15 protein-coding genes and 2 tRNA genes are annotated in these 22,636 nt (G+C 58.9%); 3 read left to right on the top strand and 14 right to left on the bottom strand.

Features of this window, described 5'->3' with window-relative positions; all coding sequences use genetic code 11:
* Positions 1-452 precede the first annotated feature (452 nt).
* From DW195_RS03625 to DW195_RS03670, 10 genes are all read right to left on the bottom strand, one after another.
* Positions 453-528, bottom strand: a tRNA-Lys gene (locus tag DW195_RS03625).
* A 28-nt stretch (positions 529-556) separates the two neighbouring features.
* Positions 557-1,837: an aminopeptidase gene (locus DW195_RS03630; protein ID WP_117798119.1), complete on the bottom strand. Its 1,281-nt coding sequence runs from the start codon at positions 1,835-1,837 to the stop codon at positions 557-559.
* A gap of 89 nt (positions 1,838-1,926) precedes the next feature.
* A complete protein-coding gene (locus DW195_RS03635) occupies positions 1,927-2,502 on the bottom strand; it encodes a hypothetical protein (RefSeq protein ID WP_055251296.1) in 576 nt (191 codons plus the stop codon).
* Entirely contained in the window at positions 2,503-3,381 is an 879-nt protein-coding gene (locus tag DW195_RS03640; protein WP_118205887.1) for a phosphoribosylaminoimidazolesuccinocarboxamide synthase, read from the bottom strand.
* A gap of 118 nt (positions 3,382-3,499) precedes the next feature.
* Positions 3,500-4,963, bottom strand: a complete 1,464-nt coding sequence (locus DW195_RS03645) for a sensor histidine kinase (protein ID WP_370215083.1) — start codon at positions 4,961-4,963, stop codon at positions 3,500-3,502.
* A gap of 113 nt (positions 4,964-5,076) precedes the next feature.
* Positions 5,077-5,799 carry a response regulator transcription factor gene (locus tag DW195_RS03650; protein ID WP_006236208.1) on the bottom strand — a complete coding sequence of 241 codons (723 nt, stop codon included), beginning with the start codon at positions 5,797-5,799 and terminating at the stop codon, positions 5,077-5,079.
* Positions 5,800-5,952: 153 nt separating this feature from the next.
* Positions 5,953-7,164: a twin-arginine translocation signal domain-containing protein gene (locus tag DW195_RS03655; protein WP_118205888.1), complete on the bottom strand. Its 1,212-nt coding sequence runs from the start codon at positions 7,162-7,164 to the stop codon at positions 5,953-5,955.
* Complete coding sequence (locus tag DW195_RS03660) at positions 7,164-7,427, bottom strand: TIGR03905 family TSCPD domain-containing protein (RefSeq protein ID WP_089572560.1); 264 nt, start codon at positions 7,425-7,427, stop codon at positions 7,164-7,166. The genes DW195_RS03655 and DW195_RS03660 overlap by 1 nt, the downstream gene beginning before the upstream one ends.
* Before the next feature lie 128 nt (positions 7,428-7,555).
* Positions 7,556-8,902 carry an adenylosuccinate lyase gene (gene purB, locus DW195_RS03665; protein ID WP_055251306.1) on the bottom strand — a complete coding sequence of 449 codons (1,347 nt, stop codon included), beginning with the start codon at positions 8,900-8,902 and terminating at the stop codon, positions 7,556-7,558.
* 424 nt (positions 8,903-9,326) lie between these two features.
* A tRNA-Gly gene (locus DW195_RS03670) sits at positions 9,327-9,401 on the bottom strand.
* 297 nt (positions 9,402-9,698) lie between these two features.
* Between DW195_RS03670 and DW195_RS03675 the strand changes: the two genes are divergently transcribed.
* A complete protein-coding gene (locus DW195_RS03675; RefSeq protein WP_118205889.1) occupies positions 9,699-13,130 on the top strand; it encodes a SpaA isopeptide-forming pilin-related protein in 3,432 nt (1,143 codons plus the stop codon).
* Between the two features lie 66 nt (positions 13,131-13,196).
* Here the strand turns inward: DW195_RS03675 and DW195_RS03680 are convergent, their stop codons facing one another.
* On the bottom strand, positions 13,197-13,415 hold the full coding sequence (locus DW195_RS03680) for a hypothetical protein (RefSeq protein ID WP_022094153.1): 219 nt from the start codon (positions 13,413-13,415) through the stop codon (positions 13,197-13,199).
* Between the two features lie 21 nt (positions 13,416-13,436).
* On the bottom strand, positions 13,437-16,601 hold the full coding sequence (locus tag DW195_RS03685; protein WP_118205890.1) for a hypothetical protein: 3,165 nt from the start codon (positions 16,599-16,601) through the stop codon (positions 13,437-13,439).
* Positions 16,602-16,799: 198 nt separating this feature from the next.
* On the opposite strand from DW195_RS03685, the gene DW195_RS03690 reads away from it, so the two are divergent.
* Together DW195_RS03690 and DW195_RS03695 are read left to right on the top strand one after the other, a co-directional pair.
* Complete coding sequence (locus tag DW195_RS03690) at positions 16,800-17,822, top strand: YafY family protein (RefSeq protein ID WP_117640637.1); 1,023 nt, start codon at positions 16,800-16,802, stop codon at positions 17,820-17,822.
* Complete coding sequence (locus DW195_RS03695) at positions 17,803-18,726, top strand: YafY family protein (protein WP_117803437.1); 924 nt, start codon at positions 17,803-17,805, stop codon at positions 18,724-18,726. Before DW195_RS03690 ends, DW195_RS03695 begins: the two co-directional genes overlap by 20 nt.
* Here the strand turns inward: DW195_RS03695 and DW195_RS03700 are convergent.
* Together DW195_RS03700 and DW195_RS03705 are read right to left on the bottom strand one after the other, a co-directional pair.
* Positions 18,723-21,617 (bottom strand): helicase C-terminal domain-containing protein, encoded by a 2,895-nt coding sequence (locus tag DW195_RS03700; protein WP_118205891.1) that lies wholly within the window; start codon positions 21,615-21,617, stop codon positions 18,723-18,725. The genes DW195_RS03695 and DW195_RS03700 overlap by 4 nt on opposite strands.
* Positions 21,611-22,576 (bottom strand): D-alanine--D-alanine ligase, encoded by a 966-nt coding sequence (locus DW195_RS03705; RefSeq protein WP_118205892.1) that lies wholly within the window; start codon positions 22,574-22,576, stop codon positions 21,611-21,613. Before DW195_RS03705 ends, DW195_RS03700 begins: the two co-directional genes overlap by 7 nt.
* Between the last annotated feature and the right edge of the window lie 60 nt (positions 22,577-22,636).

Raw genomic sequence — 22,636 nt, forward strand, 5'->3', positions numbered from 1 at the left:
TTTCAAATGGTTCGATGTCTGCCCGGATGCGACACTGAAGTAAGTGTCCATCCTCGCAGTATCCGGTTCTCAAGGTGCACGCCTGGCGGCTGATCCGGTCCGACCGGGCCGCGCGGCAAGGAGATATATTGCCAGACCGGAGGGGCGCCGGGGGCGGGAATCGCGCACTCCATATTTTGTTCACAAATGAATAGGTCCCTCAGTCGCATCACTGAGGTTAAAACTGAAGCATTGGCTTCTGATATTGGCGATGACCAGCTGGTTTATAGGTGTTAAGGCATCGGTCATCTCTGGAGCGCCACTTTACTCCAAAAGCATCAGCTATTTGTTTCCCGTCGGTAAAAGGCAGGTTTTGTTCGCCAAGCGTTCTTATATATAGAGAAGTTCGGGTTCGAACCCGCGTCGCGGCAACAAAAAAGCGGCCGGTATCCGCCAGTCGCTTTTCCATTCTATGGTGGGCCGTCAGGGGTTCGAACCCTGGACCTTGGGATTAAAAGTCCCCTGCTCTGCCAGCTGAGCTAACGGCCCGCGGGTGGCATTGTACCACGGTCTGGGACTATTCCCAACTCCATTGGCCGTTCTGGAAAATCACAACTTCACGTCCATCAGGCGTAATGCCCGTAATATCGATGTCGTCCGTGCCAATCATAAAATCGACGTGCGTGCTCGAGACGTTAACGCCATGCTCCAGGAGCTCTTCCTTGGACATGTCATACCCACCCTCGATACATTCGGGGAAACCGACACCTAGCGCGAGATGGCAGCTGGCGTTCTCATCATAGAGCGTGTCATAGAATAGAACGCCACTTTCACGGATCGGCGTGTTCTTGGAGATAAGCGCGACCTCACCCAGATGAGCGGCACCTTCATCGGTGTCAATAATGCTCGCAAGCGTCGCCTTACCCACGCGGGCATCGTAGTCCACTACGCGGCCCGCCTCGAACTTAATCCAAAAATCGTCAACCTTGTTACCGTGGTGAATGAGCGGCATAGCCGAATACACGATACCGTCGGCACGCATACGATCAGGCGAGGTGAAGACTTCCTCGGTGGGAATGTTGGGGAAGAAGGGGTGCCCATCGGGCGTCTTGCCCTTGCCGCCGGCCCACTCGTGACCTTTCGTCATGCCAATCGTCAGATCGGTTCCATTTGCCGAGGTGTAATGCAGGTAGTCGAAACGATTGTCGTTCAGGAAACGCAGGTTCTTTTCGAATGCGGCGTCATGGAGTTCCCAGTCGCTCTCCGGGTCCTGGCCATCGGCGCGAGCGGTGTGCAGAATCGCATTCCACAGCTTATAGATTGCAACCTCATCGGCGTCTCCCGGGAACACCTCGCGCGCCCAAGCAACGACCGGCGCGCCGGCGATGCACCACGGGTTGATGTTGTAGTCCAGTCCGCGGCGGAAGACCTTGCACTGCGTGTTCCTTGCCTTAGAAGCTGCAGCAGGCTTAGCGGGATCGATGCCCTTAAGAGCGGCAGGGTCCGCACCCTCGATAAAGATAAAGCAGGCACCATCCTGGGCCAGTGAATCAAGCTGCAGGCGCTTCCACTCGGGCGTCTGCTCAAAATAGCTTTTCTCGACATGCTCGTACGTGAGCCTCGTCACGGCGTCATCGGCCCAAATAACCGTCACGTGACCGGCACCGGAGGCATAGGCCTCCGCGACCACCACGCGCGCAAACGGCGCGCACTCGACCGGAGACTGAACGACAACCTCCTGGCCGGGCTTGACGTTTACGCCCTTGCGGACAACCAGGCGCGCATAGTTTTTTATCTTGGGCTCTAGGGCCTTCATGCCCTCCAGAGCCTCTTCGCCCGTCAGGGCAGCTCGAATCATGTGCCACTCCATCTATCTATAGAACAGTAAAAAGGCGCGCCGCAAAAACGACGCGCCTTATATCTTAGCGATAAGTATGCATGCAAACGCTACTTCTTCTTGGAGTCCTTCTTGTCCTCCTCGGCAGCCGAGCGCTCGATAAGGGCGTTGAGCTTGTTCTCGGACATGCCCTCGGCCTGCGTGCGGTACATGTTGCGCAGGGGACGAATACGAACGAAGTCGTAGATGAAGTCACCCAAAATGACGACGTAGGACAAAACGATGCCGACCATCTGGACAGGGCTGGACACCATGCCAGCGGGAGCGAAGTACAGCGAAGCCCAAATGGCCACGACGAGCACCATGCCGATAGTGAGCACGGCCCACCAGATGCGGCGGCGCTTGGTGTAGTCCTCATCCTGCTTGAGAAGGATATTCGACACCGTGTAGATGCGATCCTCCTTGGCGCGCTGCTTAGCCTTGCGGGCGCGCTTCTCCTCTTTAGAGAGGCCCTCGAGGTTCTCGCCCTTCTCGAGCTCTTTGCGGCGTGCCTTAGACGAAGCCGGCACGACGCGGACAGAGCTCGCTGCCTGACGGGCGGGCTTGGCGGATGCGGCGGACTTGCGCGCAACCCCGGTAACCTCGTGGGATTGCGTGCGCTTGTTCGTGGCGCTACGGGTACTCACTTACGCATTCTCCTTCATGCTTGTGAACTGGGAGCCCGTGATGATCTGGAAGGCCTCGCGATAGCGCTCGGACGTGCCATCGATGACCCCGGCGGGCAGATGCGGGGTCTCCCCCGTCATATCCCAGTTGGCCTTGAGCCAATTGCGGACGAATTGCTTGTCGTAGCTAGGCTGGATCTTGCCCTCCTCGTAGCTGGCTGCGGGCCAGAAACGGCTGGAGTCGGGCGTGAGGCACTCGTCGATCAGCGTGACCTTGCCATCGATAACACCAAACTCAAACTTGGTGTCGGCAATGATGATGCCACGGGTCGCTGCATACTCGGCGGCAGCCTTGTAGATCTTGAGGGAAAGGTCGCGAATCTGCGTGGCGATGTCCTCGCCCACGATCTCGCAGCAACGCTCGAACGAGATGTTCTCGTCGTGGTCACCGATCTCGGCCTTCGTGGACGGCGTAAACAGCGGCTCGGGAAGCTTGGAAGCCTCGGTCAGGCCCTCAGGCAGCTGGATGCCGCAGACGGTGCCGTTCTCGTCGTAGGTCTTCTTGCCCGAACCGGTCAGATAGCCGCGGACGATGCACTCGATAGGAATCGTCTGGGCCTTCTTAACCAGCATGGCGCGGCCGGCGAGGTAGTCACGATACTCAGCAAACTCCTCAGGGAAATCCGCCGGGTCGATGGAAACGAGGTGGTTGGGAACGATGTCGGCAAACTTATCGAACCAGAATGCCGAGATGCGGTTGAGCACCTCTCCCTTAAACGGAATCTCGTCGGGAAGAATGAAGTCGAACGCAGAAATGCGGTCGGTGGCGACCATCAGCAGGTTTTCACCGGCATCGTAGATATCACGAACCTTGCCACGGGAATCCGGACGACGCTCCATCGTTGTCACGTGAGTCACTCCTTACCAAAATACGACAGTAATGCGGGTTCTTTCCCGCACGTTTTCGCAAACTCGGAGCGGCAGGGACGAAACCCCTCCTTCACCGAATAGCGAAAAGCTAGTGCTCCATTGTAGTAGATGCCGCGTCCGCCGTGTGCTCGCGAGGCAGATGAATCGTAAAAGTCGTACCCTTTCCAAGCTCCGACTCCACGGATATGTAGCCGTGATGGCGCTCGACGATCTGTTTAGTCACGGCGAGGCCCACGCCCAGACCGCCCGCCTCACGGGCACGGCTGGCATCGGCGCGCCAAAAACGGCCGAAGATGCGCGACAAGTCATCCTTGGCAATACCGATGCCGGTATCAGAAACGGCGATGCTGACGTGTTTGCGGTCACTGAGCACCGACACCACGACCCAACCGCCCTCGGGGGTGTAGCGCATGGCGTTGCTCATGAGATTGATGACGCATTGTGTGATCATGTCGGGATCGGCTTCGACGACATCGTCGTGACCTTGGGTCTCGTCAGCAAAGCGCAAGCGCAGATCGCGGTCGACAAAAAGGCGCTCCTGGGCATTGACGATGGAACGCACGAAAGGAACCATGTCCACCGGCTCAAGGTTGAGCGGAGCCGTGCTGTTTTCCATGCGCGACAGGTCGAGCATCTGCTGCACCAGACGAGCCAGGCGACGCGTCTCGGAAGCAACAGTCTCCAAGTGCTCATCGTCGGTAGGATATACGCCATCCTGCATGGCCTCGACCGTTGCGAGCATGGCCATAAGCGGCGTGCGAAGTTCGTGAGCCACGTCCGAGGTCAAACGTTTCTCGTGTTTCATATCCTTCTCGAGCGAAGTGGCCATCTCATCGAATGTCTCGCCCAGTTGATCGATCTCGTCATCGCCGCGCAAGCCCGTACGAGCAGACAGATCGCCATCGCGAATTTGCTTGGCCGTGCTGGTAATACGGTGAATCGGCTTGGTGAGCATGCGCGACACGAGTGATCCGATAACGACCGAAATGCAAACTGCAACAACCGCAGCAAGGGCCATGGCGTTAAAGGTCTTCTCCCTAAACGCAGAATCTGCCTTGGTGAGCAAGGCATCGGAGCCGATGGCCCACAGCTTTACTTGTCCGACATGCTCGCCGGAAGACGTTATGATTTCGACGTTTGCAACGCTATCGGAGCCGGTGGGAGCCGACGAGACCGGACTATGCGATGCTTTTTTCCCGCTCGAGCTGCTCGACGGCGATTCGTTCTCGCGCACATCGGCGGTCGCGCTTGCCGAAGGCCATGAGTCGTCATAAACGACAACGCCTTTCTTGTTGACGACCTGCATACCCAAATCGTCGGACACCAAACTCGATGTCGCGACCGTACGTAGCTCGCCCGCAGTCCAATTGCCGTTTTCCTCATACGACGTCGCAAGCTTTTCGGCAGCGGAATTTGCGATTTCGACGATATTGGAGCGCGTGTAATCCGAAAAGACCGTGCCCCACACAACAGAGACCACGCCCACCAGCACCAATACCGTCATGAGCGATGTCAGAGCAAAAGCAAGTGCCATGCGCGAGGGATAGCTCATCGTTGGCCTTGAATCGGAGCGAGGCGTGTTCCAACTAGCCTTGGAACCCGCCTCGCTCTCCTGCTTGTGCTTTTGTCCGATTTCAAAGCGCGCAGGTGTCATATGTGATTTCCCTATTTCTCGTCCGACTTATCGGTCTTGGCCGGAGCCTCGAAGCGATAGCCGACACCATGAACGGTGTAGAGCCACTTGGGCTTCTTGGGATCATCGCCCAGCTTGGCGCGAAGGTTCTTCACGTGGCTATCGATGGTGCGCTCATAGCCCTCAAAGTCGTACCCAAGCACCTTCTCGACCAGCTCCATACGGTTGTAGACACGGCCGGGATGACGAGCAAGCGTGGTGAGCAGCTTGAACTCGGAAGCCGTCAGATCGACTTCCTTGCCCTCGACCAAGATCTTGTGGCCCGAGATATCGATGACCAGATCGCCGAAGTCGAGTACCTCGACGGCTGGCTCGTCGGCCTGATGGGCACGGCGGAACAAAGCGCGAACGCGCGCGACAAGCTCGCGCGGCGAGAACGGCTTAATCAGATAGTCGTCGGCGCCGAGCTCAAGACCGATAATACGGTCCTCGATCTCGCCCTTGGCAGTCAGCATGATGATGGGGACATCCGAGGTATCGCGAATGGTGCGGCAAACGCGCTCGCCGGGGATCTTGGGGAGCATAAGGTCGAGCACGACCAGGTCGAACTGATGCTTCTCGAACTCCTCGATCGCGGACTGGCCGTCGCCGACACCCACAACCCAGTAGCCTTCGCGCTCGAGATAGGCAGCGACGGCGTCACGGATTGCCTTCTCATCCTCGACCAGCAGAATCTTTTTTGCATCTGAAGCCATAACACGGCCCCCCTGTCTCAATCAGCTAAGAACAAGCCCATTTTAACGCACCTGAGCCCGCCGGATGCCACTATGACGCGGCAGCTCGGCGGGCGGTACTCACAATTACAACGCGTTTATTCCCCTGTTGGCGCCTTTTTAACCCCTCTAAGCTTAAAGAGAGAATAGGCGTGCGGTGACCGTCTCGGGTATACCCTGGCTGTTGCGCACCGTGGCGTACGTAAGAAATGAGTCCGATTTTCCCGCCGTAGCTGGATAATCGCCATATTCCAAAGCGCGGTCGGGCGACAGTAGCGAGCCATAGGTCTTGGCAGAGGTGTCGATGAGAAAATGCGATACCTGTACCTTAACGAGATATTTATTCTTCTTGCCGGCAGCACATGCGAGTGGCTCGCGGGACAGGAAGAGGTATGGCCCTCCCTCATTACCGATATACGTGCCCATGTTGCCCAGGCTGCCCACGCCACTATAGGTCGCCTCGATAGAAAACACGAAGGTATCGCCCATATATACGGCCTCGAAAGGCGAGACTGACGAGGGAAGGACTAGCTGGGCACGTTTGGTGTTGTTGCCATCGGTCAGATCGATTGCCGTTATGCCGTAGTAGACGCCCTCGTCGTTGCGGACACGCGGCGAGATGGTCAAAATGCCGTCGCTCACGCGCGGGGCCGACGCAAAGCGGCCCGTCGATTTCCAAATTGTCTCGGCCTTGGATTCATCAAGCGAGCGACGATAGCAAAACGAATCACTACTCGTTTTATTGCCGCCTGCCGAAGGCATTTTATACCAGATGGCTGATGACCCGAACGCCGTAAACAGTGGCGGATCGTAGTCCTTGCCACCTCGATCGAGCTCAACCACGTCGCCAGAGAGCGAAGCGCCCGACAGATTTTGAGCGTAGAGCTTCCACGATGAACTGGCAAAGTTCATCTCAACCCACGCAAACACGCCGTCGCCGGCACGGACATCGTAAAAAGCATATCCCGTGCCCTCGATAGGATTCTCAATTAATGTGGTAAGCGAGCCATCGCCCAGGTTGAGCACGCCGAGCGTGTTGGCGTGCAGTGCCGATGCGGGCGCCATCATTGCCGCAGCATAGTCACCATCGCAGTAGTACAGCAACGTGCCCAGCGGCAGCGTCCACGATGCCGCCGGCTCAAGATCGATGTCAACTGCCTCGTACTCATCAGTGATCGAGACAATCTTCGAATCGTCCTTGATAACCTGCGGCTCGCCAGCGGCATCATCACTGGTGCCTGTTTTTTTCGAACATCCGGCAAGCACCGTGGCAGCGCCCGCGGCAGCTCCACCGAGCACAAAGCCGCGGCGCGATATTCCGTTCTTGATGTGGTCGGCGATACCCATTAGGCGATCTCGGCGCGAGCGGCCTCGATAGCGCGCGTAAGCTGATCGGCGCAAGAGGTCTTCTTCATGCCGCAGGTATTGCCGGCAAGAACCTCGATCACACGGTCGGCAGGAGCGCCCTCGACCAGTTTGGAGATGGCCTTGAGGTTGCCATCGCAGCCGCCGGTAAACTCAACGCCCAGCACCTTGCTGCCATCGTCAGAGAGATTGAGGTGAATATTGCGAGAGCATACACCCTGCGGCTTGTAATCAAACGAAATCATGCGATCCCCTCTCAGAATGTTATTCGAGACGACTATTATCCCCGTCTTTCCCTAAATGCAACGAGGCGCTTTGCCGGCAACACACATTACCAGCAAAGCGCCCTAAAAAGCTAACGTTATGCCCGAACCTACTCGAAGCTCAGCTGCTCCAGACGATCAAAGACCGTGTCGATACGGGTGAGGAAGTCCCACGGATCAAAGATCTCGTCGAGCTTCTCCTGACTGACGGTGCAGCGCGGGTCGGCCTCGAGACGCTCCTTAAAGGTGGGGCCGGAGACACAATCCTGTACCTCATGCCAGGTTGCCATGGCGTTCTCCTGCACAATGGCGTACGCGTCCTCGCGGGTGATGCCCGTATCGACGAGGGCCAGCAGCACCTTGGAGGAGAAGATGAGGCCGCGGGTCTTATTGAGGTTGGCCATCATGCGGGCAGGGTACAGCTGCAGGCCGTCGATAACGCGGATGAGGCACTGGAACATGTGGTCGAGGGCGATGAAGCTGTCGGCCTGGGCGACACGCTCGGCAGAGGAGTGCGAAATGTCACGCTCGTGCCACAGGGCGACGTTATCGAAGGCAACCTGGGCGTTGGACTTCACGACGCGCGACAGACCGCAGACCTTCTCCATGGTGATGGGGTTGCGCTTGTGCGGCATGGCGGAGCTGCCCTTTTGGCCCTTACGGAACGGCTCCTCGGCCTCGAGCGTATCGGTCTTCTGCAGATTGCGAACCTCGGTAGCGATGCGCTCACAGGTGGCCGCGGTGGTGGCGAGAACGCCGGCGAGATAGGCGTGATGGTCGCGGCTGATAACCTGCGTGGACAGCGGGTCGTGAACCAGACCCAGGTGCTCGCAGACATACTCCTCGACAAACGGTTCGATGGAGCTGTACGTGCCAACAGCGCCCGAGATGGCACCGAAGGCAACGTTCTTGCGGGCGTCCTCAAGACGATCCAGATCGCGCTTGAGTTCCCAGGCCCAAGAGCCGAACTTCATGCCGAAGGTCATCGGCTCGGCGTGGATGCCATGAGTGCGGCCGGCACAGAGCGTGTTGCGCTCCTCAAAGGCGCGACGCTTGCAAATCTCGCCGAGCTTCTTGACGTCCTCGATGATCAAGTCGCAGGCCTGGGTGAGCTGGTAGCACAGAGCCGTGTCGCCCAAATCGGAGCTGGTCATGCCATAGTGAACCCAGCGGCTGGGCTTGGGGTCGCCCTCGGGAACATCGGCGTCGATGTACTCCTTCATGTTGGTCAGGAAGGCGATGACATCGTGGCGCGTGACCTCCTCGATCTCGTCGACCTTTGCCTTCTCAAAGTTGGCATGGTCGCGGATCCACTGGGCTTCGTCTTTAGAAATGCCGATCTTGCCGAGCTCCGCCTGGGCCTCACAGGCCAGGACCTCGATCTCCTGCCAAATGGCGTACTTGTTCTCGAGGGAGAAGATGTGTCCCATCTCCGGGCGGGTATAGCGATCGATCATAGCGGCTCCTTTTTGGTTATTGGCACGTTGGTCGTAACCCAACCATTGTACCGTGCGCAGGTGCAAGTATGGGCAGCAGGCATTAACCTAACATTTTGGAATTGGAGCGGGCAACGGGACGTCCGCGTATTTGCTTCGCAAATCCGCACCGGCTGCGGTCGATCTCCTCGGATTCACGGAGACGATGGGGAAGACTTTGTTGAATTGGCCGCCCCAAAGTCTCCCGCGCTCGATGGAGCGGGCAACGGGACGTCCGCGTATTTGCTTCGCAAATCCGCACCGGCTTCAGGCGCCTGCCGGCGCCTTCGCCTGCTCGCTACAAACGCTTCGCGTTTGTTTTACGCTCGCACCCTGGCGGGTTCGAGTCCCGGCGCTTTATTGAAAAAAGCACGGCACCGGAACGGTGTCGTGCTTTTACTTTTTCTGGAGCGGGCAACGGGACTCGAACCCGCGAGTGTCAGCTTGGGAAGCTGATGCCTTACCACTTGGCGATGCCCGCTTGTGTGTTGGCTAGTATAACGCGGTTGTCTTGTTCGATACAAGGGTGGCGATGCTTGTTTTAGCTGTGGAGATTCGTTTGAAAATCGCATCAATTGTGGAGACGAGGACCTTTGGCCTCCTGTTCTCCTTATCTTCTACCCGCGCTTTTGCCTGATTGTTGTATTTGAGCTCAATTTGTCAGGAATTGGGCAAGCTTTTGGTCAGGCTCCGGTACTTACCCGCATGAACCTCGGGGGTAGCCTCATCCTACGCGTCGCAACCTCCCCATGCGGCGCACGAGGGATAAGGAGCAGCCATGTCCAACGCACCCACGCACTCTGTCCACAGCGCAATCGCAACAGGTCCGCTGCTCCTGCTCCTCTTCCTGCTTTTCGGCTGTCTGGCACCGGGAGCCGCATTTGCCGTCGATGGCTACGACCAGCTCGGCTTCCGCACTATTAGCGATGATTGTGGGCCCTTCTTCATCGGCAAGTATGAAGCTCAAGACGCCTCGATTGCCTACTGCATGAACCAGGAGCGCCCCGGCCCCACCAAGCCGGGCGGCCCATGGCTCAACTTTGATCAAGGCTGGGTGTGGCTCGACGACGAGTTCGCGGCAATCGTTTGTCACGGATATCCTACCGCCACGTCGTTTGGCGGTTACCATCTTTCACCCGATCGCGCCCGCGCCGCCACCCAGCTTGCCGTATGGATGCTCAACGGCACTACCCATGTCGACGGCACCTACTCCTACACAACCGCTCAGGGCAAAACCAAGAGCGGGCACTTTACCGCCGACAATGAAGTCGTGGCGGCTGCGCGGTGGCTCCACGACAGCGCAAAATCAGGAAGCATCAAAGCCGCTCCGCACCGCGCGCGGCGCTATATAGGAACCGTATCGGGCGGCAGCAAACGTCAAGACATGCTCTATGTACTGCCGGCGGTCTCTGTTTCCTTCCAAAAGCAGTCTGCAAACGCTGCCATTACCAGCGGAAACAATACTTATCAGTTTGACGGGGCAACATTCGATGTTTTTGAGAGCGCCAGCGGCGCGCGTGTCGGCACCGTCCAGATGGACAGCAACGGTCGAGCGCAGGCAACACTCCTACCCAACACGGCATACTACCTAGTTGAGACAACAGCGCCAGCTGGTTATATCCCCCTGCACGATCGCATTGCCTTTACCACGACGAATAACGGCGGATACGTCACCATTGATGAACAACCCGGCACCATTACCTTGCGCATTGTAAAGCTCGACGCCGCAACGAATGCAGGCCCCCAAGTTGGAGCTTCGCTCGCAGGAGCAGAATTCGTGTGCGTATCGCAATCAACCCCTGGATGGACACAAACTCTCAGGACCGATGAAAGCGGTCGAGCTACCCTCACCGATGTCCCCCTGGGAACCTTTACCATCTATGAATCGAAGGCGCCCGAGGGCTATTTGCCCTCCGGTGACAGTTGGTCTTACACCGTTGGAGCCGACCAACTCGGCGATTCAGGCGTGGTCGAGATCGAATCTCGCGTTTCCAATATCCCCATTGCGTTTGACCTTGAGATTTCCAAATTCAAGGACTACGGCAATAGCGATCAATCCGGCCTGGAGCAGCCGGCAGGAGATGTTGTCTTTGAGGTTGTCAGTAACAGCTCTCAGCAGGTTGTTGGCACACTGACTACAAACATCTATGGCTTTGCCTCCACCAAAGACCAGCCCGAAGCATGGTTCGGCACAGGCAAGCGACCAGCCGGTGTCCACGGAGCCGTCCCATACGACCGCGCCGGCTACACGGTTCGTGAGGTTCCGGAAACCGTCCCCGAGGGTTTTAAACGTGCGGGGGAATGGACCGTCGAGGCCAATCAGATTTCCGACGGCGCCGAGCTTCAATATATCGTGGACAACCACGCTCTGTCGACGCATCTCCAGATTGTAAAACGCGATGCCCAAACAGGCGCCTCTGTTCCCCTAGCCGGATTCACCTTCCAACTCCTCGACAGCAATCACAAACCTGTCTCACAAACATGCTGGTATCCAGCACATAACGTAATGGACACCTTTACGACTGACGCGACCGGCACCGTCACACTGCCCGAATCGCTCGTGCCGGGCACCTATTATGTACGCGAAACCTCGGCCAAAGAGCCCTATCTTGTCGGCGGAGAGATCGAGGTAAACATACCCGCCGATATAAACCTAACGCCCGTTGCAATCGTCTCGTATTATGACCACGCCGCGACCGGAAACATCAGGATCGTTAAAACCGATGCCGTAGACGGCAGCAGCCTCGCGGGCGCCATCTTTGAGATCCGTGCCTCAGGTGATATCGTGCGCCCCGACGGTAGCATTGCCGCGCTCGACGGCGAGGCTGTCGCTACCGTCACGACGGATGAAACTGGAGAAGCACGCGCGGACGACCTCCCGCTGGGATCTGGCACCGCACGCTACGAGGTTGTCGAGACTCAAGCGCCGACCGGCTTCTTGCTCGACCGGACGCATCATATCGTCGACCTTACCTATGCCGACCAGAAAACACCCGTTGTGGAAGCACGGCTTAACGTATCCGACGATTACACCAAGGTTGATATCTCCAAGGTCGATGCAAGCGGAGAGCAGGAAGTGAAAGGCGCACAGCTCACCTTATATGGTCCCGATAAAACCGAAATAGACTCCTGGACCTCATCCGACAAGCCGCACCGCATCGAACATCTTGCACCCGGCACCTACTCGTTGCGCGAAACGATGTCTCCGCGGACCTATGACCTTGCCGAGGAGATAACGTTTGAAATAAAGGATACGAGAGAAGTCCAATCCGTCGCGATGAAGGATGCGCCCATCGAGATCAAAGGACAGGTCGACAAGCGTCAGGAACTTGTCCAACCTATCGGGAAGGGTCTGTTGGCTAACGGCGATGGAAAAAACCGCGGCGCGATGCAAACCAATACGGATGGGCTTTTCTCCTATACCATCGATGCTCGAAACGATTCCGCTACTTGGGTTGATGAGTTTACGATTACCGATGATCTTGAGTGCGCCAAAGACGGCACGGCGAGATTCGTCTCAATCGAAACCCCCGTCGCCATCGGCGACCTCAACGGTCTGTGCAACGTGTGGTATCGCACGACGCCGTTGGACTCGACAGACGTCGATGAGCCGGCAAACGCGACTCTTGGCGATGGGCACGAAAATCCTTGGCTTGAGTCCGACGAAGTAAAAGAGAGTCTGGGTGAAGATTGCCGCCTCGTCGATTACGACGGCTGGCACCTCTGGAAGGCGGATGTCTCGACCACGGAATCCGCCACACTCGAGGCGAAAGAACTCGACCTTGCATCCAATACCGTCGTGACGGGCATTCGCATTGAATACGGTGCGTTAGCCGCCGACTTTACGACTCGAAGCGATACGGATTCTTGGACCCGTGATGATCTCAAAGATGAGCACGACGACCTTGACGATGCCAAAGCAATCCTTGGCACAGATGCTCGGGGCGCAGTCGTGCACATGCAGGCAACGTCGGCTTACACACCCCAAACTGCACTCACCAACAGCGCACGCGTCGATCTTTGCCGCAACGGCGGCGGCGATAAACTTGAGTCACATGACGAGGACAGTGTCATTCAACGCTGTACCCTACCGCAGGACCTACCGGCAACAGGATCAGCTCCCATCGCCGCTTGCATCACCGCGCTCCTGACCTCGGGTGCCGCAGCCCTATGGTTCGCTCGCCTTAGGTCAATCCCAAAGAAGCGCTAGAGCGATGAAAAAGCGGGCGAGCCAGTCCCCCGGCTCGCCCGCTTTCAATCATTTAAATCGCCGCATCTACTCTGCAGACGAAGATCCACCATCAACGATTGCTTGCTCGGACTCAGGAATCCCATCGGCACCCGTGCTCTGTTCTTGCTCCACCTCTTCGCTGATTGCGGAGGCGGGGGTCGAGCCCTTCGCGCCCACGATGTAGGCAGCTCCAAACCCTAACGCAATGGCAATCAAGGTCAAAATCACGTAGACAGGCCAATGGCGCTTAATATACGAAAACACGTTGACTCCTTAGAGCTCCGTCTACGAACGGCGGATAACCTCGGTCACGACCTCGGATACCGTGGCAATGTTCGTCGGGTTGACATTGTGGGGCAGGTCGTCCTCGGTACGAGCGCAAGCCAGACGCGTGCCGTCCACGCCGGCGATGGTGAGGGCTCGGCGGCTCGCCTCGAGCGCGGCATAGGCATCGGTCTTGGCATAGGGCATCTCGAGCGCGCCACAATCGACATGGAACGACTTGCACACCTTGCTGACCAGGTTCATGATGCGGCGATCGCCCTTGAGCAGCTGCTGTTCGCCCTCGACCGTCACCACCGAAAGCCTACCGGCGCCGACGGATTCAAGATTGATGAAGAATACGCCGCGGAGCTTGTCGCGATGTGAAGCCAAGAAGGCCTTCATACCAGCGCCATCACAATCCGAGGCGCCCGTTGCCACAAACCAGATATCGTGACCGAGCAGCTCATCATCGCCCATAGAGGCGACAGCCGAGAGCATATCTTCGGAAGAAGCGCCGTCGGAAGACGTAGCGCCGCCCTTCCAGCCATCGTTATCGTCCTCGAAATTATCCCACGAACCGATGCCGCGACCGGACTTCTTGGCATCGTAATCGTCTTCGACGCCCAGCCAGTCACTCATGCTGTCCTGTTCGTTTTTCTTTTTACGACCGAACAGGCCGCCCAGGCCGCGCTTGCGAGACTTGGGTGCCGCCGGGGCGGGAGCCGAAATGGTCTCGATCGGCTGAGCGCCCGACACAACGGGCATAGGAGGCGCAACGGGTGCCGATGTGGGTTCGGGACCCTGAGCGGTAGCAAAGGGGTCGTTGGCCTGTGCGGAGGGATCGGGAAGGTCGAACAGCGACGTGCGAGACGCAACGTTTGCCTGCTTCATCGACGGCAGCGACGGATCGGGGACCGAAGCCAGCGGAGACGAGGAAGGTGCAGGCGACGGAGCCGACGCCGGATCGGGAACATTCATCTGCGGACGCGGTGATGCCTGGGAAGAAATCTGGGCCATAAGGGAATCGACCGTTTCGTCCTGGGTGGGAGCAACATCGGCAACCGTGGCACCGGAACCACTCGGGGTCGGCATGGTGAAAATCTGCGTGGAGTAAGGCCTCGACTCATCTATCTCGGGAGCCTCGGAAACCGCAGGCACTCCCTCCTGCTCGACCTCGGTCGAATCATCTTGCTCGGCTGTCGCGTATTGCTCTTCGTCAAAGTTGGCCTCGACGGGCTCGTCCTCGGCGGCATCTTGGATTTCGGCAGCATCAATGGGCTCGTCATCGTCTGCCGCGTCGTCCTGCTCATCGGAAGCAGGAAGGGGCTCGGCAATCGCGGTGCCTTGCTTTTCAAACGTTATCGTGGAATCGAACTTCGCGGCATCAAACGACATGGTGCTATCGACGTGCTGCTGAGCCTCGAAAGACGTCGTCGCCTCAACAACATCCGCGGACGCCGGTTGCTGGGACTCAAAGGACGTCGTAGCTTCGGCAGCGTCGACGGGCCCGGACTGCATAGCCTCGTTCTGCTCGAACTCTTGCGCCGCGCGCTCACGTGCCGCCTCGGCTGCCTGCTGCTGAGCGATAGCCTCCTGCTCGGCAGCCTCGCGTGCGGCAGCGCGCTTCTCCTCGAAATCGTCGACAAATTTCTTGCCCTTTGCAAGCGCACCCTTAAAGAAGTTGGAAGCGCCGGCGCCAATCGAAGAGAACGCGGATGCAATATCGGCATGGGGCGTTGCCGCGGGAATCTCGGCCGAGAAATCAGTATCGCTCTCGTAAGACACGCGCCTCGGCTGTTCAACGTAATCGTCGTCAGACTCGTCCGCAACGTCTTGCGCCGGCGCGGCGGGAGCCAAAATGTCCAGTCCTGCCGCGGGATCAATCGCGGACACCGCCTCGGGCTCGGCAGCGGTAACCGCGGCAGACTCATCATCCACGGTGACAACGGGGGCAGGCTCGGGCTCAAACGTCGGCTCCTCGCCCTCCTCGTAATCGAGCGTGCAGGACTCGGGAAGCATTCCGAGCGCACGGATGGCATCCGAACCAAAGCGGATGTTGCCGGCGGCATTGCGATAGAGCTTGGGCTCGGCCGCGGCAGGCTCCTCCGCCGGCTCGGCAGCGGGAACCTCGTCATTGAACTCTTCGGCCTGGACAGCCTGATTCTGATCCTCGGGCACAATGGCGCCAATCAGCGTCTCGTCGGCAGACGCACCCTCAAAGCCCTCGATCTGCTCGTCGAAAGCCTCACCCTGTTCGGGCTCGGTCTGAGCGTCAGGAGCAGTCGGCTGACCGAACTCGTCCTCGGCGTAGGTAGGCTCTTCGTACTCGATGGTGTTGCCGTAGTCGTTTTGCTGCTGGGCCGCGGCATACTCCGCCGCTGCGCGCGCCATTTCTTCGGCACGACGCTTCTGCTCCCCAAAATAGGTATCGAACGGAACATCGTCGGGAAACTCGTTTTCGCCCTGGAAGGGAGCAACGTTGTCCATGACGCCGAGCATGGCGGCGACAGAAGACTTGTTGCACACCGCGCCGGACGTATAGGGAAGAATGTGGCGGTTAGAGATGATGTTTGCCGCGTTGGCAAGTGCAACGAGGGAAGCGAGGATCGCGACAATCCACAGCAGAACCTTGAGCGCGCCGGGGAGCGGCAGGATACGCAGGATGGCAACGGCAGCGGGGGCAACCGTGGCAACGGGCAACAGCTTGGCGATGAGCGCACGATACGAAGCATAAGGCTCGCGGGCGAGCAGCTCAGCGCGGGGAGAGTCGTAGTGTGCGACAACGACCACCGGGCGGTTGCGCGGAGACGCAAGCGGGCCCGAGGCCTTGTGGTAGGCGATGACATTTTGGCTCACGCCCGTCTTGCCCAGGCGCGAAACCACGGGGTGGCCCGTGCGCTCGAGCACGTAGAGCACGGCACCGACAATGGCCAGCAAGGTGCCGACCAAGCCGATACCGCCGCCGATGCCCATCAGCAGGGCGCCGGCAAACGCAAGGATGCCGGTAACGGCAAATGCCAATCTACTGGGCGCCGGGGCATTGAACTCCTGAACCTCGGGATCAAAGCCGTGGTTGCGGAAGATCTGAGCGATATCCTCGGCAGCCAAGCGCTCTTCTTCGCTGCATGCCGGCGTAATGCCGGTGTTCTGCAGCAGGTGGTTAATATAGTTCTGGGTGTTCGCCATGTGCGCTCCACATCCATAATCCGACAAATAGGCCCAATGCTTGCACATTAGAACCGTATATAGTCGAAAGTATACCCCGAGCGAGCGCAAACGACCGAATTCGGGCCATCTTAACGCCCCGAGCGGACAAGGATATAGCCTAATCTCCATATCGGACTAAAATCATGGCAGCAAACCACCTTCTCATGCGAGGACTCTATGACGGCAAGCGACGCGACCGCGACAATTAAAAAGGGGAATTCGGAGCCAAGTTTCGATAAAACGGCTCAGCGCATCCTCAATCTTTTCTTTGTGCTCAACAGCTCCCCCGAACCGCTGACGACCGAGCAGATCGTCTTGGATTCTGACCTGGGATATGGCTCGGGCAATATCGACTCGGATAAGCGCAAGTTTCGGCGCGATCGTGACAAACTGCTCGAGCGTGGCATCTTAATCAAGGAGGTTCGCCCCGCCGGTGCGCAGGAGACCGAGGAAAGCTCGTGGACAATCGACCGCGAGCACACGTTTGCTGCAGGCGGCCTCATCACCGCAGACGACGCCGATATCCTGCTCAACGCCATCGACCAGACGTTAGCGGCCGGCTCATCCACCTTTGCCGCGCCGCTTGCCGATATTCGCTCCAAGATTGCCTACCTCACCGGCATGTCGGCGGTGGACGATGCACCGATCCGCCGCTCTCCCACCGTCGATGCGGTATGGAGCGCCTTTGCCGAGCGGTGCGCGCTGCGATTTTTATATCAGAACGGACGCGGCGAGCAGAAAGAACGTACCGTCTGCGTCTACGGCATGTTCGAGCGCGAGGGCGTGGCGTACTTCTGCGGCCTCGACAATGTCACCGACGACATCAGGACATTCCGCTGCGACCGTATCGTTCGCGCCTGGCGTCCTTCGAAGGCCTACGCCATCCCCGCGGACTTCAATCTCAACGACTATCTGTTCTTTGAATTCGATTTTGCCGACCGACCGCCCGTTGCAGCCACGTTCTCGTTCGCCCCTCAGACGCAGATCGATATGATCAACGGCCTCACGCGCGGGCGAGGTGAGCTCGCACACACCGATGCGGGATGGACCTGGACCGTTGACGTGCGTGACCTTGAAGCCGCCGCCTCATTTTGCATGGCCCACGCCACGGACGGCATGAGGCCCATGGCCCCCAAATCGCTCAAGCAGGCGTGGAACCACCTCATTGAAAGGACGGTGCATGAGCATGCCCGTGCGTAAACTCACCAGCGAGCAGAGACTCTCGCGCGCCATCGACATCATGGAGGCCCTCTACGCCGCCGGCGAGAACGGCATGACACGAACCGAGATTTGCAGCCGCTTTGACATCACGGGGGTGTCGCTCGACGAGATTCTCGAGATCGTCTCGACGCTCGCGGACCGAGAATCGGGCGCGCGCATCATCTGCGAATGCCGCGGCGAGCGTGTGGTCCTCACCGGTGACGCCGGGCGTGTGCTACCGCTGCGCCTGAGTGCCGCCGAAGGCGCTGTGCTCAACCATGAACTTGAATCGTTGGGGATCGAGCCCCAGGCGGCGGCTCGGATTCGACATGCTCTTCTGCCCGAAGAGCTCGGCTATAACCAGCGCGTCTTTGACACCGTCAACCACGGGTCGCACTGGCAGCAGCTGAGCTGCGCCATTCAGGACGGCGTTCGCTGCCGCATCTCGTATCGCTCGATGGACGATGCGCGGCCACGCGAGCGTCTGGTCGACCCCTTGCGCATTACGGTAAACGGCGACCAAACATACCTAATTGCCTGGGACATCGCGGTCGATGAGCAGCGCACCTATCGCATGGATAAAATCGAGGGACTCACCTTGACGGAAGACTCCGTCGTGCCTCACGCACCGGACGTCGCATCCCTCCACGATTCCCTTGCCCGGACGCAGCGTAGCGCAAAGCTCCTGATGCCATTCGATATGGCGGAGCATCTGGACTGGGCCGGCATCACCCTCATCGAGCGCGGCGGGGCAGACACGGCAACGGTAACCGTGCATTACGGCTCCGAGCGTTGGCTACTGAGCCAGATAATCGCAGCGGGCGGAGCCATCCGCATCTTGGATGACCCCGCCCTGTCAAAGCGTCTGTGCGATATGGCAAAAACCCTCGTCTGTCCGCTTTAGCGCCGCCGCTCGTGACGTGCGCGCCACAGTTGCAGATAGTGCCCGATCTGCGCCGATTCGATGCGCTGGTAGGAGCTCGTGGGCAGCGACGTTAAGAACTTCTTCCCGTAGCCCTTCGTCACCAGGCGCGGGTCGGCCAGAATCAGCACGCCGCAATCGGTCGACGAGCGGATAAGGCGGCCGGCCGCCTGCTTAACCTCGAGCACCGCCTCGGGCAGCGAATAGCGCGCCCAAGCGCGGTCTTCGCGCAGGTTGCGCTCGCACGAGAGCGGGTCCGTGGGGCTCGAGAACGGCAGCTTGGGAATGATGACGCAACGCAGCGTCTCGCCGCTGGCGTCAAACCCCTCCCAGAAGGCCTTAAGCGCAAAAAGCGACGAGGTCGGCTCGTTGATAAACCGGTCGCGCAGGCGACGAGGAGATGAGTTGCGCTGCTGGCAGTTGAGCTCCAGACCCGCACGGGCCATCTTGGGCTCAACGCGGACGTACAGGTCTTCCATGTCGCGCCGATTGGTGAACAACGTGAGCACCGATCCGCCCATGGCAAGATGGGCGTCGACCAGCACGCGCTCGAGCGCCGTAAGATAGCTCTCACGATCGCGCGGATCGGGGATATCGCCCGCAACGACTACAGCCATGTTCGAATCGAAGTCGTAGCTCGAGTCCAAGTGCAGCGATGAGGATGTTGAAGCACCGATGCGATCGAGGCCGACAGCATGGTTGAAGTGCTCAAAGCTTTTGGACACCGTCATGGTTGCCGAGGCAAAGATAGCCGTGTGAACCTCGGGCAGCCACTCGGTTGCCAAGGCCTCGCCAATGTCGATGCGCTCTGCGGTCACTGACTCTCCGCCGGCACGCAACCTGCGATTGACCTGCAGCGAATATACGTAGTGTTCATCGGTGCCATCAATGATAAGTTTGAGGTTCTCGACCAGCTCGTGCAGGCGGCGCGAGATATCACCCGGGTCGACAACAACCTCGGGCTTGTCGGCGGCGACGGCTTGCACCAGCGCCTCGACGCTTTTGTCAGCTTGTTCCAATGCGTCGATGGCTGTGTAGGCCGACTGTAAGAAATCATGCCAGTCGTCAGATTCGCGCAACTCGGGGCCAATCCATAGATTGGCATTGTCATAACCCCCACGGGCACGGCGGCCGAGCTCGCGAACGCCATCGAACACGTCGGCGATTGCCATGCTCGCGCGCGCAACCGTCGACGTCGCCTTGGCAGTAAGGCCCAAATAGAGCGTAGAGCCCTCGGAGGTTGCCAAATCACGGGAAACCTGGCTTAGCGCGCCGGTGCTCGAGCCACCCAGGCGCTCAAACAGAACGCGTGATTCGTCCGCCGACACCACGCGCGCCCACTGGCGGCGCGCCTCGCGCTCGATGGAATGGGCCTCGTCGATTACCCAATGACGAATCGGGGGTAAAATCCTGCCCTCAGCCGCGACATTGCGGAACAGCAGGGAATGGTTGGTGACCACCACATCGGCATGCGCCGCACGACGGCGAGCACCGTGGACCAAACATTTATCAGGGAAAAACGGGCAGAGGCGACGGGCACACTCGCGCGAGGCCGTCGTAAAGTCGGGGCGGTTGACGCTGCGCCACCGAATGCCGAGCGAGTCGAGGTCGCCATCGGCTGATTGGCAGACGTACGCCATAATGACCGCGACCGCCGTGAGCGTGTCCGCCGGATCGCGCTTGGTGGTAATCTCGACCTGGCCGCGGCTCATGCGCTCGAGCTTGCGCAGGCACGGATAGTGGTCATACCCCTTGAGAGCGCAAAATGACAGACCACCGTTCAGTTGCTCGGCAAGTTTTGGCAGCTCATGGTACATGAGCTGGTCGGCAAGATTGTTCGATTTGGTCGCAATACCAACCGTGATGTTGTTACGGCGTGCTGCCTCGGCAAAAGGCACCAGATAGGCCATCGATTTGCCGACGCCTGTGCCCGCCTCAATTACACGATGAGTGCCCGTGACCAGCGCATCGCGGACCTCGAGCGCCATCGCGATCTGCTCATCACGCGGCTCGTAGGTGGGATACATGCGATTGACCAGGCCACCCGGCGCATAGTCTGCCTCAATCTCCTCACGACTCGGCATCTTGAGGACCGGCAGTTCGTCGGCGTCCACCCGATCGTCGGCGCGATCGGCCTTGAGAACGTCAGCACGAGCGGCGCTGAGAGAGAAGATAGAACCAGGGTTCTGTCCCGCCAAGAATGAGAATATAGGACGATAGGACCAAGGCACATCCGGGTGCATGTCGGCTAGGCGCGCCATGAGGCCCTGGGGCAAGTCGGTGAGCGCCACGAGCAACACGCGCCATACGCCACACAGGGCGTCGACGTCGGCATTGGCACGGTGTGACACCGAGTCACAGCCAAACAGATCGGCCATAAAAGACAGCTTGTGCGAGGCCAGGCGCGGAAGCGCGATGCGCGACAGCGCCAGCGAATCGATCCAAATATCGCTCACGTTGACGCCGCCTTTGACCGACTCGATAAACGAGCGGTCGAACGTGGCGTTGTGTGCGATCACCGGGCAGCCACCGACAAAATCGGCGAGAGCGGCGACGGCCTCAACCGCCGACGGGGCATCTGCCACATCGGCATTTGTAATGCTCGTGAGCTCGGTAATCTCGGCGGGAATCAGCTGTTTGGGATGCACGAAGGTATCGAAGCGGTCGATGACCTCGCGGCCCGAAAGACGGGCCGCCGAGATCTCGATCAGCTCGTTGTCCTGCACCGAAAGACCCGTGGTCTCGGTATCGAGGACAATCACATCTTCTTCGATAAGGCCGAAGGACTGCGTTTTGGCGCGGTCGGCAAGCGTGGCATAGGAGTCGATGACAAACTGCGGCGTTCCTGACGAAACCGCGTCCTCGATTAGCATGCAATGCCCGCTCGACGAAGGCCCATACGGATCAGACTGTCACAGACCTGCGGGAACGTCATGTCATCGGTGTGGCGGATCTCATCCGGATACAGCGACGTATCGGTCATGCCGGGAATGGTATTGGTCTCGAGGATAACGGGGCCGTCCTCGCTCACAATAAAGTCGCTGCGCGAGATGCCCAGGCAACCGAGCGCCTTGTGAGCGGCACAGGCAAGCTCCTGGGCACGAGCGTAATTCTCGGGTGAAATCTGCGCCGGAATGCGATGGATATCCGTAGGGTCGACATACTTCACGTCCAGATCGTAGAACTCGCAGTCCTCGGGCTTACGAATCTCGACAATCGGCAGGGCGCGCACGTCATCTTCGCCGTATACGCCGACGGTGATCTCGGTACCCTCGATGCACTTCTCGACCAGCACTTTGTCGCCGTACTCAAACGCCTTGGCGATTGCCGAGGGCAGCTCGGAGGGCTCATGGACCAGGGAAATGCCATAGCTGGAACCGTTGACGGCCGGCTTCACAAAGCAGCGCTCGCCACAAACCTCGACGATATGATCGATATCGACTTCATCGCCCACCTCGAGCGCAAGGCCGGGGGCAATGGGAATGCCCGCCTTGGCGTATAGGAGCTTAGAGACCTCCTTGTCGGCACCGCAGGCGCTGGCAAGTACGCCCGAGGCCGTGTAGGGGATACCCAGGGTCTCCATGGCACCCTGCATGGCGCCATCCTCACCGCCGGCGCCGTGCATGGCGATAAATGCCACATCGAAACCGCCGGTCGCCATGGTTACCATAAAATCATCGGCAGCCGTGTCGATCAGCTCCACCGAAGTGTAGCCGGCCTCCTTCAAGGCAGCCACGACGTTCTTTCCCGAATTGAGCGAGATCTCGCGCTCAGCGGAATGACCGCCCGCCAAGACCGCTACGTGCATGTTCTCTAGGCTTTTACCCGGCATGGGCAGACTCCTCCTCTATAATTTCTGCAGCTGATACCATATTGTAGCGATACCCTCTAC

It is taken from the genome of Collinsella sp. AM17-1, assembly GCF_003470665.1.
GTDB lineage: Bacteria > Actinomycetota > Coriobacteriia > Coriobacteriales > Coriobacteriaceae > Collinsella.

Bases quoted from the DNA above. Each gene is read 5' to 3' on its own strand.
- purB (WP_055251306.1), bottom strand. From the start codon at position 8,902: ATGATCGATCGCTATACCCGCCCGGAGATGGGACACATCTTCTCCCTC.
- DW195_RS03700 (WP_118205891.1), bottom strand. From the start codon at position 21,617: ATGCTAATCGAGGACGCGGTTTCGTCAGGAACGCCGCAGTTTGTCATC.
- DW195_RS03685 (WP_118205890.1), bottom strand. From the start codon at position 16,601: ATGGCGAACACCCAGAACTATATTAACCACCTGCTGCAGAACACCGGC.
- DW195_RS03690 (WP_117640637.1), top strand. From the start codon at position 16,800: ATGACGGCAAGCGACGCGACCGCGACAATTAAAAAGGGGAATTCGGAG.
- DW195_RS03705 (WP_118205892.1), bottom strand. From the start codon at position 22,576: ATGCCGGGTAAAAGCCTAGAGAACATGCACGTAGCGGTCTTGGCGGGC.
- DW195_RS03650 (WP_006236208.1), bottom strand. From the start codon at position 5,799: ATGGCTTCAGATGCAAAAAAGATTCTGCTGGTCGAGGATGAGAAGGCA.
- DW195_RS03695 (WP_117803437.1), top strand. From the start codon at position 17,803: ATGAGCATGCCCGTGCGTAAACTCACCAGCGAGCAGAGACTCTCGCGC.
- DW195_RS03645 (WP_370215083.1), bottom strand. From the start codon at position 4,963: ATGAGCTATCCCTCGCGCATGGCACTTGCTTTTGCTCTGACATCGCTC.
- DW195_RS03655 (WP_118205888.1), bottom strand. From the start codon at position 7,164: ATGGGTATCGCCGACCACATCAAGAACGGAATATCGCGCCGCGGCTTT.
- DW195_RS03675 (WP_118205889.1), top strand. From the start codon at position 9,699: ATGTCCAACGCACCCACGCACTCTGTCCACAGCGCAATCGCAACAGGT.
- DW195_RS03630 (WP_117798119.1), bottom strand. From the start codon at position 1,837: ATGATTCGAGCTGCCCTGACGGGCGAAGAGGCTCTGGAGGGCATGAAG.
- DW195_RS03660 (WP_089572560.1), bottom strand. From the start codon at position 7,427: ATGATTTCGTTTGATTACAAGCCGCAGGGTGTATGCTCTCGCAATATT.
- DW195_RS03640 (WP_118205887.1), bottom strand. From the start codon at position 3,381: ATGGAGCGTCGTCCGGATTCCCGTGGCAAGGTTCGTGATATCTACGAT.